The organism is Streptomyces kanasensis, assembly GCF_043077165.1.
GTDB lineage: Bacteria > Actinomycetota > Actinomycetes > Streptomycetales > Streptomycetaceae > Streptomyces > Streptomyces changanensis.
This window is the reverse complement of the sequence record NZ_JBIBSF010000010.1, coordinates 289,501-302,823: the sequence shown is the minus strand read 5'-3', so window position 1 is coordinate 302,823 and position 13,323 is coordinate 289,501. Positions and strand designations below refer to the sequence as shown.

At 76.4% G+C, this 13,323-nt stretch carries 12 protein-coding genes and 1 pseudogene; 12 read left to right on the top strand and 1 reads right to left on the bottom strand.

Going from position 1 to position 13,323, the window contains the following annotated elements; genetic code table 11:
• Nucleotides 1-508 (top strand): annotated as a pseudogene (locus ACF053_RS24905) (hypothetical protein); the annotation flags it as partial.
• Nucleotides 493-1,377: a tetratricopeptide repeat protein gene (locus ACF053_RS24900; RefSeq protein WP_391955993.1), complete on the top strand. Its 885-nt coding sequence runs from the start codon at nt 493-495 to the stop codon at nt 1,375-1,377. The pseudogene ACF053_RS24905 and the gene ACF053_RS24900, both read left to right, overlap by 16 nt.
• Before the next feature lie 100 nt (nt 1,378-1,477).
• Here the strand turns inward: ACF053_RS24900 and ACF053_RS24895 are convergent, their stop codons facing one another.
• A complete protein-coding gene (locus ACF053_RS24895; protein ID WP_391955977.1) occupies nt 1,478-2,758 on the bottom strand; it encodes a DUF1015 family protein in 1,281 nt (426 codons plus the stop codon).
• Between the two features lie 77 nt (nt 2,759-2,835).
• Between ACF053_RS24895 and ACF053_RS24890 the strand changes: the two genes are divergently transcribed.
• The 10 genes from ACF053_RS24890 to ACF053_RS24845 all read left to right on the top strand — a co-directional run bounded on the left by ACF053_RS24890 (nt 2,836) and on the right by ACF053_RS24845 (nt 13,182).
• A complete protein-coding gene (locus tag ACF053_RS24890) occupies nt 2,836-3,864 on the top strand; it encodes an HAD-IIA family hydrolase (RefSeq protein ID WP_391955976.1) in 1,029 nt (342 codons plus the stop codon).
• A 163-nt stretch (nt 3,865-4,027) separates the two neighbouring features.
• The gene (locus ACF053_RS24885) at nt 4,028-5,035 is read left to right on the top strand and encodes a FecCD family ABC transporter permease (RefSeq protein ID WP_391955992.1); all 1,008 of its coding nucleotides are present in this window, start codon (nt 4,028-4,030) and stop codon (nt 5,033-5,035) included.
• Between the two features lie 92 nt (nt 5,036-5,127).
• Nucleotides 5,128-6,147 (top strand): FecCD family ABC transporter permease, encoded by a 1,020-nt coding sequence (locus ACF053_RS24880; RefSeq protein WP_391955991.1) that lies wholly within the window; start codon nt 5,128-5,130, stop codon nt 6,145-6,147.
• Nucleotides 6,144-6,992, top strand: coding sequence for an ABC transporter ATP-binding protein (locus tag ACF053_RS24875; protein ID WP_391955975.1), 849 nt, complete (start codon nt 6,144-6,146; stop codon nt 6,990-6,992). Before ACF053_RS24880 ends, ACF053_RS24875 begins: the two co-directional genes overlap by 4 nt.
• Before the next feature lie 168 nt (nt 6,993-7,160).
• Complete coding sequence (locus ACF053_RS24870) at nt 7,161-7,442, top strand: hypothetical protein (RefSeq protein ID WP_391955974.1); 282 nt, start codon at nt 7,161-7,163, stop codon at nt 7,440-7,442.
• Between the two features lie 7 nt (nt 7,443-7,449).
• Nucleotides 7,450-8,265 carry a TlyA family RNA methyltransferase gene (locus ACF053_RS24865; RefSeq protein WP_058944424.1) on the top strand — a complete coding sequence of 272 codons (816 nt, stop codon included), beginning with the start codon at nt 7,450-7,452 and terminating at the stop codon, nt 8,263-8,265.
• On the top strand, nt 8,262-9,200 hold the full coding sequence (locus ACF053_RS24860) for an NAD kinase (protein WP_391955973.1): 939 nt from the start codon (nt 8,262-8,264) through the stop codon (nt 9,198-9,200). The genes ACF053_RS24865 and ACF053_RS24860 overlap by 4 nt, the downstream gene beginning before the upstream one ends.
• 165 nt (nt 9,201-9,365) lie before the next feature.
• Nucleotides 9,366-11,108, top strand: a complete 1,743-nt coding sequence (gene recN / locus ACF053_RS24855; RefSeq protein ID WP_391955972.1) for a DNA repair protein RecN — start codon at nt 9,366-9,368, stop codon at nt 11,106-11,108.
• A gap of 66 nt (nt 11,109-11,174) precedes the next feature.
• Complete coding sequence (locus ACF053_RS24850; RefSeq protein ID WP_391955971.1) at nt 11,175-11,930, top strand: hypothetical protein; 756 nt, start codon at nt 11,175-11,177, stop codon at nt 11,928-11,930.
• 112 nt (nt 11,931-12,042) lie between these two features.
• The gene (locus tag ACF053_RS24845; RefSeq protein ID WP_391955970.1) at nt 12,043-13,182 is read left to right on the top strand and encodes a glycosyltransferase family 4 protein; all 1,140 of its coding nucleotides are present in this window, start codon (nt 12,043-12,045) and stop codon (nt 13,180-13,182) included.
• The last annotated feature ends 141 nt before the right edge of the window (nt 13,183-13,323 follow it).

Below are 13,323 nucleotides of genomic sequence, written 5' to 3'. Positions count from 1 at the left end.
CGTCGCGATGACCGCGGCGGCGACCGGGGTGGCTTCTCCCGTGACGACCGTGCTCCCCGTCGGGACGACCGTGGTGGCTTCCAGCGTGACGACCGCGGTGGTGACCGTGGTGGCTTCCGTCGCGATGACCGCGGCGGCGACCGGGGTGGCTTCTCCCGTGACGACCGTGCTCCCCGTCGGGACGACCGTGGTGGCTTCCAGCGTGACGACCGTGGCGGTGACCGCGGTGGCTTCCGTCGCGATGACCGTCGCGATGACCGGCCGGCGTTCCGTCGGGACGACCGTGACCGTGACCGGGGGCCGCGTCGCGACGACGACCGTCGCGGTGGCTTCCGCGGTGGCCGCGACGACCGCCGCGACGACCGCGGGCGCGGTGGTTTCCGCGGACGCGACGACCGGCGGGACGACCGCCGCGAGGACCGGCGCGACCGCGAGCCCATCAAGCGGCTGCCCATCCCCGACGACGTCACCGGCGACGAGATCGACAAGGACGTGCGGCAGGAGCTGATGAGCCTGCCCAAGACCCTCGCCGAGGACGTCGCGCGCAACCTCGTCATGGTCGCCAACCTCATCGACGAGGACCCCGAGAAGGCGTACGCCTACTCCCGTATCGCCCTGCGGCTCGCGTCCCGCGTGGCCGCCGTCCGCGAGGCGGCCGGTTTTGCCGCCTACGCGACGCAGAAGTTCGCCGAGGCCCTCGCCGAGTTCCGCGCTGCCCGCCGTATGACCGGGAGCGTCGAACTGTGGCCCGTCATGGCCGACTGCGAGCGCGGCCTCGGCCGTCCCGAGCGGGCGCTCGCCATGGCCGGCGAGCCCGAGGTGCAGAAGCTCGACAAGGCCGGCCAGGTCGAGATGCGGCTCGTCGTCGCCGGTGCCCGCCGCGACATGGGGCAGATCGACGCCGCGATCGTCACCCTCCAGTCGCCCGAGCTGGCCTCCCACTCGGTGCAGCCGTGGACCGCCCGACTTCGGTACGCCTACGCCGACGCGCTCCTCGCCGCCGGACGCGAGGACGAGGCCCGCGAGTGGTTCGCCAAGGCCCTCGAAGCCGACAAGGACGGCAGCACCGACGCCTCCGACCGGCTCGCCGAGCTCGACGGTGTCGAGTTCGTCGACGCCTTCGAGGAGACCGAGGACGCGGAGGAGATCGAGGACGCCGAGGACAGCGGTCGGGTCACCGAGGTCGTCGAGGCCGACGAAGAGGACGAGCCGGTCCCCGCCGACGAGGCCGAGACCGCCGACGAGGCCGACGCCCGGGACGAGGCCGACGTAGAGGACGAGCCGGTCCCCGCCGACGAGGGCGCCACCGCCACCGAGGGGGCCACCGAGGCCCCCGCCGGCGAGCGTGACGGCGACGAGGGCGTGGCCGGGCGCTGACCGCTCGGGTCAATCGGCGAACAGGTCGTACGACACAGGAAGGGCGGCACCCCCACCGGGGGTGCCGCCCTTCCGTGTTCGGTGGGTGCGGTGCTGGACGTCAGTCGAGGGCCAGGCTCCGCAGCACCAGGCCCGTCGCCGGCTTCGGGCCGAACGACGTCGACTTGCGCGGCATCGTCACCCCCTGGCGCGCCAGGTCCCGGACGACCTCCTCGCGCACCGGGTGCATCAGCACCGCCGTCGTGCCGTGCCGCTCCGCCTGCTCGACGACGGCCCCCGCGTCATGGATGTAGCCGATGTGCTCCGGGCCGTCCGGGACGCGCCACACGTGCTCCAGCAGCGTCGCGTGCAGCACCGTCGCGTCGAGCGTGCGCCACGCCTCCGGACGGTCGTCCCGTACCGTGCGGGACAGCAGCTCCGGATCCGGCCGGTCCACCAGGTGGAAGCGGCCGTCGCCCGCGAGCAGGAACGCGTTGCCGTCGGCGACCGCCCCGGCCAGGGCGTCCAGGGCCGCCGGCAGGGGAACGTCCAGGGTCCGTACGCGGAAGGCGCCCTCCAGTGCCGCCACGGCCCGTGCGACCGGCAGGCGGTGCAGCAGCCGGTGGATGGCCCGCACCTGGAGCGGGTAGCGGGCCGTGTCGACCAGCAGCACCAGACCGGAGTCCCACGGGCCCGGCGCCGACCGCTCCTCGCGCAGGCGCAGGTACGTCGCCCAGCGGTGGTGGCCGTCCGCGATCAGCGCCTGGTGGTGCGCCAGGTCGTCGGCGGCGGCTGCCAGCTCCGCAGGGTCCGTCACCGCCCACAGCCGGTGGCCGAAGCCGTCCTCCGTCGTCGTCGCCAGGAGCGGGACGCCGGCCGTGGCACGCTCGATGACGGCCGTCGCGCCCGTCGCGCGGCCGTCGCCCCGGTAGGTCAGGAGCAGCGGCTCCAGGTGCGCGGCCGTGGTGCGCATCAGGTCGGCGCGCTCCTCCACCACGTCCGGCATGACGTCCTCGTGGGGCAGGACCACGCCCTCCGACGGGGCGGACAGCTCCAGGGAGCCGATCAGGCCCCGCTGGAGCAGGTCGCCCTTGCGCTGCTCGTACACGTACAGGGCGGGCTGCGGGTCGGCGGCCAGGACGCCCTCCGCGAGCCAGTCCGCGAGGGTGTCCGCCGCCCGGCGGGGACGCGCGTCCGCGGTGGGGGCCTGCGGCAGGATGAGCCGCACGATGTTGTACGGGTCGGACGACTCCAGATGGTGCAGTCCGTCCGGCCGCACGACGACGTCGTACGGGGGAGAGGTGACCGCCGCGAGGCTGCGCACCTTTTCGGGTACGTACCGCACGCCGCGGAACGGTTTCAGGTGCAGACCCTCTTTGGCCGCAGGACCTCTCGTGTTCATCCTTGCATCGTAAGTGGACGCACGGATGAGCGATGATCGGGGGACGGGATCGTCCGGACGAGTGAGGAGTGCGGTTGATGGGGCAGCAGGGGCGGAACCTGCCGAGTGGCAGCGACACCGCGTTGCACGCGGCGTACGACACGGCGCTGCTGGACCTGGACGGGGTCGTGTACGCGGGCGGCGAGGCCATCCCGTACGCCGTCGAGGCGCTGGGCGCGGCCCGCGACGCGGGGATGCGCCTGGCCTACGTCACCAACAACGCGCTGCGCACCCCGGACGCCGTCGCCGCCCACCTGACCGAGCTGGGCGTGCCCGCGGAGCCGGGCGACGTCGTCACGTCGGCGCAGGCGGTGGCGCGGCTGATGGCCGGGCAGCTGCCGCCGGGTGCGCGGGTCCTCGCCATCGGCGGGGAGGGGCTGCGGGTGGCGCTGTGCGAGCGGGGTCTCGAACCGGTCGAGTCGGCCGACGACGACCCGGCGGCCGTCGTGCAGGGGTACGGCGGGCCCGACCTGCCGTGGGGGCGGTTCGCGGAGGCGTCGTACGCCGTCGCGCGCGGTGTGCCCTGGTTCGCGTCCAACACCGACCTGACGATCCCCGGGGCGCGGGGCATCGCCCCGGGCAACGGGGCGGCGGTGGAGGTCGTGCGGATCGCCACGGGCGCCGAACCGCAGGTGGCGGGGAAGCCGCTGCCGCCCATGCACCGCGAGACGATCCTGCGGACCGGGGCGCGGCGGCCGCTCGTCGTCGGGGACCGGCTCGACACGGACATCGAGGGGGCGTCGAACGGCGGCGTCGACTCGCTGCTCGTGCTCACCGGCGTGACCGACCCGGCGCGGCTCCTCGCGGCCGTGCCGGAGCACCGGCCCACGTACGTCGACGCCGACCTGCGCGGTCTGCTGACGGGGCAGCCGGCGGTGTCCGCCGCGGGCGGCGGGTTCCGCTGCGGGGGCTGGACCGCGTCCGTGGACGGCGGGGCGTTCGTCCTCGACGGGACGGGCGAGCAGATGGACGGGCTCCGGGCGCTGTGCGCGGCGGCCTGGACCGACGCCGGCGCGGGGTCGTGCGGGCGGGACGCGACGGCGGCGCTGGCCGGGCTCGGCTGGTGACACCCTGACGATCATCGCGCGGAGGGTAGGCTAACCTAACCGCGTGTTGGTCGAACGTTCTCCCGAACCGAGCGCGGAGCCCCGGGCTGCCGCCGAGCCCCGGGCTGCCGCCGAGCCCCGGGCCGCCGCGGACCCCCGGTCCGCTGCCGAGCCCCGGGCCGCCGTGCAGCCGTCCGGGCGGCGCCGTACCCTGCGCGCCGCCGGGCTGGTGCTGTCCCTCGGCGTGCTGGCGCTCGTGTGCGTCGCGAGCATCGTCATCGGCGCGAAACCCGTCCCACTGGGCGACGTCTGGCACGGCCTGTTCCAGAACTCCGGCACCGGCCACGACGTCCTCATCGCCGACGTCCGGCTGCCCCGCACCGGGCTCGGACTCCTCGCGGGCGTCGCGCTCGGCCTCTCCGGCGCCGTGATGCAGGCCCTCACCCGCAACCCGCTGGCCGAGCCCGGCCTCATGGGCGTCAACGCGGGCGCGGCGGCCGCCGTCGTCACCGCGACGAGCTTCCTCGGCACCACCTCCTTCATGGGGTACGTCTGGTTCGCCTTCGCGGGCGCCGCCGTCGTCTCCGTCCTCGTGTACGTGCTCGGTGGCGGGCGCGGCGCCACGCCGGTACGGCTCGCGCTCGCCGGCACCGCGGCGACGGCCGCGCTGTACGGGTACGTCAACGCCGTCCAACTGCTCGACTCGGCCGCGCTGGACCGGCTGCGGTTCTGGACCGTCGGCTCGCTCGCCGGCGCCGACGCGGCCACCCTCGGGGCCGTCGCGCCGTTCATCGCGGCCGGCGTCGTCCTCGCCGCGCTGGTCGCCCGCCCGCTCAACGCCATGGAGATGGGCGACGACGCCGCCCGCGCGCTCGGCGCGCACCTCAACCGGACCCGCCTCCTGGCCATGCTCGCCGTGACGCTGCTGTGCGGGGGCGCCACCGCGGCCTGCGGGCCCATCGTGTTCGTCGGGCTGATGGTGCCGTACCTGGTCCGTGCGATCACCGGACCCGACGTGCGGTGGATCCTGCCGTACGCGGCCGTCCTCTCGCCCGTGCTGCTGCTCGGCTCCGACATCGTCGGCCGGGTCGTCGCCCGGCCCTCGGAGCTCCAGGTGGGCATCGTCACGGCCCTCGTCGGCGGGCCCGTCTTCATCCACCTCGTACGCCGCAAGAGGATGGCCCAGCTGTGACCGCGACCCCCGCACCCCCTTCCGCGCCCGCCGCCCCCGCGCCCACTGCCGTCCCCGGTGCGCCGGCCGCCGCGACGCGGACCGTCCGGGCCGTGCGCACCCGCGGCGGGCTGTCCGTGCGCGTCGAGCCGCGCGCCCTGGCCGTCTGCGTCCTGCTGCTCGCCCTGATCCTGGCCGCCGCGGTCGTCCTCATCGGCAGCGGTGACTTCCCCGTCGCCCCCGCCGACGTCGTCGCCACCCTGCTCGGCGACGGCACGCCCGCCCAGGAGTTCGTCGTCCGGGACCTGCGCCTGCCCCGCGCCCTGGTGGCGGTCCTCGTCGGCGCGGGGCTCGCGATCGGCGGCGCGGTCTTCCAGACCATCACCCGCAACCCGCTCGGCAGCCCCGACATGCTCGGCATCAGCCAGGGCTCCATCGTCGGCGCCCTCGGCGTGATCGTGCTCTTCCAGGGCGACGCCACCGCCGTCGCCGCCGGCGGCCTCGTCGGCGGCGTCCTCACCGGCGCCGCCGTGTACCTCTTCGCGTACAAGCGGGGCGTGCACGGCTTCCGCCTGGTGCTGATCGGCATCGGCGCCGCCGCGATGCTCACCGCCGTCATCCACTACCTGATCACCAAGGCGAACCTGGTCGACGCCACCCGCGCCGTGGTGTGGATGACCGGCTCCCTGGAGGGCCGGGACTGGACCCAGTTCTGGCCTCTCCTCGCGGTCAGCGCCGTCCTCGTGCCCGTCGTCCTCGCGTACGGGCGGCCGCTGCGGATGCTGGAGATGGGCGACGACGCGGCGTACGCGCTGGGCGTGCGGGTCGAGCGGGTGCGCATGGTGCTGCTGGTCTCGGCGGTGCTGCTCGTCGCGTCGGCGACGGCCGCGGCCGGTCCGATCGTCTTCGTCGCGCTCAGCGCGCCGCAGCTGGCCCGCCGACTCACCCGGTCGCCCGGCCCCAACCTGGCGGCGTCCGCCCTCATGGGCGCGGCGGTGCTGCTCGTCGCCGACCTCGTCGCGACCAACGCCTTCGGCGAGCGCCGGCTGCCCGTCGGCGTCGTCACCGGCGTCGTCGGCGGCGGCTACCTGCTGTGGCTCCTGGTCTCCGAGCGCCGGGCAGGCCGGATATGACCCCCTCGAACGACCAGAACGCCAGGAGTACCCCCATGGAGCGCCAGCGCCTCAGCGCGGAGTCGGTCACCCTCGCCTACGAGCAGCGGACCATCGCCCGCGACCTGTCCGTCGAGATCCCCGACAACTCCTTCACGGTGATCGTCGGCCCGAACGCCTGCGGCAAGTCCACGCTCCTGCGTGCCCTGGCGCGGATGCTGAAGCCCACCAGCGGGCGGGTGCTGCTGGACGGGCAGGCCATCCACTCCATGCCCGCGAAGAAGGTGGCGCGGACGCTGGGACTGCTCCCGCAGTCGTCGATCGCGCCCGACGGCATCACCGTCGCCGACCTCGTCGCCCGCGGCCGCTACCCGCACCAGGGGTTGCTGCGGCAGTGGTCCCCCGAGGACGAGCGGATCGTCCGCGAGTCGATGGACGCCACCGGCGTGGGCGAGCTGGGCGACCGGTACGTCGACGAGCTGTCCGGCGGGCAGCGCCAGCGCGTGTGGATCGCTATGGCCCTCGCCCAGCAGACGCCGCTGCTGCTGCTGGACGAGCCGACCACCTACCTCGACATCCAGCACCAGATCGACGTCCTCGACCTGTGCGCCGAACTCCACGAGACGCAGGGCCGCACCCTGGTCGCGGTCCTCCACGACCTCAACCACGCCGCCCGGTACGCCACGCACCTCATCGCGGTGCGCGGGGGTGAGGTCGTGGCCGAGGGACCGCCGTCCGAGATCGTCACCGCCGAGCTCGTCGAGCGGGTCTTCGGGCTGCGCTGCCAGGTCATCGACGACCCGGAGACGGGCACGCCCCTCGTGGTGCCGGCGGCCCGCAAGGCGCGGGCACTCGCCCGGAGCTGACTCCGCAGCAGGCCGGGAGCCAGCCGCGGGGTGTGCCCGGGAGCCGGCCGCCCGGCCGGACCCGGAGCGCGCGCCCCACCGGCCGGTGGGGCACCGGCCGGTGGGGCGGGAGCGTCCGCCGGCCCCCGCCACCGGCTGGCTGCCGGCGCTTCGCGGTAGCGTCGGGGCATGGACGACGCCAGTGCCGCCGAGCCGCAGACCCCCGTGGCCCCCGAGCCACCCGCCGGCCCCGGCGGGGAGCCCGCCGGGCCCGCGCCGCTCGGCGTGGGCCGGACCGCCACCGGACACGCGGCGGTGGACGCCCTCCTGGAGCGGCTCGGTGACGCCGACCACCTCCCGGCGGACGGACACCTGGAGGTGTACGAGGATGTACACCGGGGACTGCGCGACACGCTGACCGCGCTGGACGCGCACCCCCGGCCGGGATCGCCGAACGAGCACAGGAGCTGAACCGAACGTGGCAGGAGTGGCACGCCGCCGACTCGACGCCGAGCTTGTGCGCCGCAAGCTCGCCCGCTCGCGCGAACACGCGAGCCAGCTGATCGCCGCGGGGCGGGTGACCGTCGGCGGCGCCACCGCGTCCAAGCCCGCCACCCAGGTCGAGACGGCCGCGGCGATCGTGGTCGCCGCCGACGACTCCGACCCGGAGTACGTGTCCCGCGGCGGCCACAAGCTCGCCGGGGCGTTCGCGGCGTTCGTCCCGCTCGGGCTGCGCGTCGAGGGCCGGCGGGCGCTCGACGCCGGCGCGTCCACCGGCGGCTTCACCGACGTGCTGTTGCGCGCCGGCGCCGCGCACGTCGTCGCCGTCGACGTCGGCTACGGCCAACTCGCCTGGTCCCTCCAGAGCGATGAACGCGTCACCGTCAAGGACCGTACGAACGTGCGGGAGCTGACGCTCGACACGATCGGGGGCGAGGCGGTGGACCTGGTGGTCGGAGACCTGTCCTTCATCCCGCTCGGCCTCGTCCTGCCCGCGCTCGCCGGCGTCAGCGCGCCCGACGCCGACCTCGTCCTGATGGTCAAGCCGCAGTTCGAGGTCGGCAAGGAGCGCCTCGGCAGCGGCGGCGTGGTGCGCAGCCCCGAGCTGCGCGCCGAGGCCGTGCGGAACGTCGCCCGGCAGGCCGCCGGACTCGGGCTCGGCGTCCTCGGCGTCACCGCGAGCCCCCTGCCCGGCCCGTCGGGCAACGTCGAGTACTTCCTGTGGCTGCGGGCCGGCGCGCCCGCGCTCGATCCGGCGGACGTCGACCGCGCCGTGGCGGAGGGACCCCGTTGAACACCCGACCGAACACTCCGCCGAGCACCTCACCGAGCGCCGCGCCCCGCACGGTCTTCCTGCTCGCCCACACCGGCCGCCCGGCCGCCGTGCGCAGCGCGGAGCTCGTCGTCCTGGGCCTCATGCGCAGCGGCATCGACGTGCGGGTGCTGGCCGCCGAGGCGGCCGACCTGCCGCTCCCGCCGTCCGTGGAGACCGTCCCGGAGGCCACCCCCGACGTCCTGGACGGCTGTGAGCTGCTGATCGTCCTCGGCGGTGACGGGACGCTGCTCCGGGGCGCCGAGTTCGCCCGGGCGTCCGGCGTGCCGATGCTCGGCGTCAACCTCGGGCGCGTCGGGTTCCTCGCCGAGGCCGAGCGCGACGACCTCGACAAGGTCGTGGACCGCGTCGTCACCCGCGCCTACGAGGTCGAGGAGCGCATGACCCTCGACGTCGCCGTCTACAACAACGGCGACCTCCTGCACACCAACTGGGCGCTGAACGAGGCCGCCGTCCAGAAGGTCGCGCCCGAGCGGATGCTGGAGGTCGTCCTCGCCATCGACGGGCGTCCCGTCACCGGCTTCGGGTGCGACGGCGTGATCTGCGCGACCCCCACGGGCTCCACGGCGTACGCCTTCTCCGCGGGCGGGCCGGTGATCTGGCCCGAGGTGGAGGCGCTGCTGATGGTCCCGATCGGCGCGCACGCCCTGTTCGCCAAGCCGCTCGTCACGACGCCGGACTCGGTGCTCGCGGTCGAGGTCGAGCCGCACACCCCGGACGGCGTGCTGTGGTGCGACGGGCGGCGCACCGTCACGCTCCCCGCCGGGGCGCGCGTCGAGGTCCGGCGGGGATCCGTGCCGGTGCGGCTCGCCCGCCTCCACCACGCGTCGTTCTCGGACCGGCTCGTCGCCAAGTTCGCCCTGCCCGTCTCCGGCTGGCGCGGGGCCCCGCGCTAGGGCCCGGCGCTCCCTCCCGGTGGCCCCGACGGCCCCGGGCGGCCCCCGGCGGCCCCGCGCCGGGTCAACGCCCCGCCGCCCCCGTGCGGCCCGTCACGCCCCCGCCGACCAGTGGCTTCGCCCGGCCGACCGGGGTGGCGTCGCACGGGACCGGGAAAACCTCGTATGGTCAGGGGCGTGTTGGAGGAGATGCGCATACGGTCGCTCGGGGTCATCGACGACGCGGTGGTCGAGCTGTCGCCCGGGTTCACCGCGGTGACCGGTGAGACGGGCGCGGGCAAGACCATGGTCGTCACGAGCCTCGGGTTGCTGCTCGGCGGCCGCGCCGATCCGGCCCTGGTACGGATCGGCGCCGGGTCCGCCGTCGTCGAGGGACGCGTCGGCGTCGCCCCGGGCACCGCCGTGGCCCGGCGGGCCGAGGAGGCGGGCGCCGAGCTGGACGACGGCGCGCTGCTCATCAGCCGCACCGTGTCGGCCGAGGGCCGCTCCCGGGCGCACCTCGGCGGCCGCAGCGTGCCCGTCGGCCTCCTCGCGGAGCTCGCCGACGACCTCGTCGCCGTCCACGGCCAGACCGACCAGCAGGGACTGCTCAAGCCCGCTCGCCAGCGCGGCGCGCTCGACCGGTACGCCGGGGAGGCCGTCGCCGCCCCGCTCGCCGCGTACACCGGCGCGTACCGGCGGCTGCGGGCCCTCGACGCCGAGCTGGACGAGCTGACCACCCGGGCCCGGGAACGCGCCCAGGAGGCCGACCTGCTGCGGTTCGGGCTCGCCGAGATCGAGGCCGTCGCGCCCCGCCCCGGCGAGGACAGCGAACTCTCCGCCGAGGCCGAGCGCCTCGGACACGCCGAGGCACTCGCCTCCGCGGCCGCGCTCGCGCACCGCGCCCTCGCCGGCGACCCCGAGGACCCGGAGGCGGTCGACGCGACGACCCTCGTCGGTGGTGCGGGGCGCGCCCTGGAGGCCGTGCGCGCCCACGACCCGGCGCTCGCCGCGCTCGCCGACCGGATCGGGGAGATCGCGATCCTCGTCGCCGACGTCGCCGGCGAGCTCGCCGGCTACGCCGACGACCTGGACGCCGACCCGCGGCGGCTGGCCGCCGTCGAGGAGCGGCGCGCCGCGCTGACCGCCCTCACCCGCAAGTACGGCGAGGACGTCGCCGCCGTGCTGACGTGGGCGGAGGAGGGCGCCGCCCGGCTCACCGAGCTGGACGGCGACGACGACCGGATCGGCGAGCTGACGGCCGAGCGGGACGCCCTGCGCGACGAGCTGTCCCGGCTCGCCCAGACCCTCACCGACGCCCGGACGGAGGCGGCCGCGCGGTTCGCCGACGCCGTCACCGCCGAGCTGGCCTCCCTCGCCATGCCGCACGCGCGCGTGTCGTTCGCCATCCGGCAGACCGAGGACCCCGAGGGGATCGAGGTCGGCGGGCGCCGCGTCGCGTACGGGCCGTCCGGCGCCGACGAGGTCGAGCTGCTGCTCGCCCCGCACCCGGGCGCCCCGCCGCGGCCCATCGCCAAGGGCGCCTCGGGCGGTGAGCTGTCCCGGGTCATGCTCGCCGTCGAGGTCGTCTTCGCCGGGACCGACCCGGTGCCGACCTACCTGTTCGACGAGGTCGACGCGGGCGTCGGCGGCAAGGCGGCCGTCGAGATCGGGCGGCGCCTGGCCAAGCTCGCCCGGTCGGCGCAGGTCGTCGTGGTCACCCACCTGCCGCAGGTCGCGGCCTTCGCCGACCGGCAGCTGCTGGTGGAGAAGACCCACGACGGGACGGTCACCCGCTCCGGCGTCACCGTCCTGGAGGGCGAGGACCGGGTGCGCGAGCTGTCGCGGATGCTCGCCGGGCAGGAGGACTCCCAGACGGCCCGGGCCCACGCCGAGGAGCTCCTCGCGACGGCGCGGGCGGACGTCTGACACCCGCCGGCGGACGTCCCGGGTCCCCCGGGGCCCCGAGGGCGGCGGCCCCGTAAGGTGCCGGTCATGATCGGGAACCTCACGAGGGCCGCCGTCGCGTGCGGGACGGCCGCCACCGCGGCCCGGGCCGTCGGTGCGGTGCTGCGGCGCCGGCGCCGGCCCGCCTGGGAGCGGACCAACCACGCCGGCCGCACCGTCGACCTGTACGCCGGTCCCGCCGTGGCCGTCGGCACCGCCCTCGGTGGCGCCCTCGGCGCGGCGACGCGCCGAGAGCGGGGTGCCGTCCTGCTGGCGACACTGGCCGGCGCGGCCTGCGGGGCGTACGACGACGTCCGCGGCGACCACCGGCGCGGGTTCCGCGCCCACCTCGGCGCGCTGCGCGACGGCGAGGTCACCAGCGGGGCCGTCAAATTGTTCGGGATCGGCGCCGCCGGACTCGCCGCGGGCGCGTTGCTGAAGGACCGTCCGTTCGACAAGGTCCTCGCCGGTGTCGTCGTCGCGGGCAGTGCACATCTGGTCAACCTCGTGGACGTCCGCCCCGGGCGGGCCGTGCTCACCGCCATCGCCCTCGGGGCGCCCGGAGTGGCGCGCGGCCTGCCGTTCGCCGCCGCCCCGCTGGGCGCCGCCGCCGCGGTGCTCGCCGACGACCTGGGGGAGCGCACGATGCTCGGGGACGCCGGCGCGCACGCGCTGGGCGCCGCCCTGGGCACGGCCGTGGCCGCCGCCAACGGGCGGTCCGGGCTGGTCCTGCACGCGGCCGCGCTCATCGCGGCCGCTGCCGACGGCGATGCCGTCAGCCGGCGCGCACGCTCACCCATGTGAGTGAACCCGAGGGGCGGGCTCACGCCGTCGTGCGCCGGAAAGTGGCGCGATGCGGCGGGCCCCCTCCGAGCGCCGGTGCCGGAACGTGCGTACGGACTGGCATCCTGGGCGCGTGACACAGCTGCGTACGGTCCAAGTGCTGGGCGGCGGCAGCGCGGGCAGCAGCGCTCATGTCCGATCACTGGCCGCCGGGCTGGTGGCCAGGGGCGTGCGGGTGACCGTGTGCGCCCCCGCGGAGCTGGACCACGACTACGACTTCCTCGGCGCGGGGGCGCACTTCGTCCCCGTGCCGCGCCGCAGCGACCCCCTCGCCGTCGGTGCGCTGCGGGCCGCCTGCGCGGGCGCCGACGTCGTCCACGCGCACGGGGTCCACGCGGCGGTACGGACCGGGATGGCCCTCGCCGCCCAGCCGGTGCCGCTCGTCGTCACCTGGCACTCCCGACCGCGGGCCGAGGGGGCCCGTGCGCAGCTCGTCGGGTTCATGGAACGCAAGGCCGTCCGCGCGGCTGCCGTGGTGCTGGCCACGTCGTCGGAGCTGGTCGACCGGGCGCGGCGCAGGGGCGCCCGCGACGCCCGCCTGGGGCCGGTCACCCTGCCGCCGCCGAGCGGGCTCGCGGACCTGCCGGGGGAGAAGGCGCGGGCCGAACTGGGCGCCCTGGACCGGCCGCTGGTCCTGACCGCCGGGCCGCTGGAGCCGTACCGCGGCCACGACACGCTGTTCGACGCGTCGCGGCGGTGGCTCGGCCACGATCCCGTGCCGCTCGTGGCCGTCGCCGGCGACGGCTCCCGGCGGCCCGCGCTCCAGCGCCGCGTCGACGTGGAGGGCCTGCCCGTGCGGCTCCTCGGCCGCCGCGAGGACGTCACCGCGCTGCTGGCCGGGTCGGACGTCGCCGTACTGGCCGGGCGCTGGGAGGCGCGGGCACCGCTGGCCCAGGAGGCGCTGCGGCTCGGCGTGCCCCTGGTGGCGACGGCGGTGGGCGGCGTACCGGAACTGGTCGGCGACGCGGCGGAACTGGTCCCGTACGCGGACGCCGTGGCGCTCGCCGCGGCCGTGTCCCGCCTGCTCACCGACCCGGCGCGGCACGCCGCGCTCGCGGCGGCGGGCCCCCGCCAGGCCGCGACGTGGCCCACCGAGGACGAGACGATCGCCCAGGTCCTCAGCGTCTACGACGAACTCTGTCCCCGCCGGACGCCCCGCGGACACGGGAGCGGCCACGGCGGCGGCCACGGGTACGGCGACGGCGACGCCTGACCGCCGTACGGGCACACCCCGGGCGGACAGGGCCCTCCGCCCGGGGCAGCCGGGGCCGCCGGGGCAGCGGGCGGCCGGGGCGGCCGGGGCGGCCGGGGCAGCGGGCAGCCGGGGCGGCCGGGGCGGCCGGGGCAGCCGGGG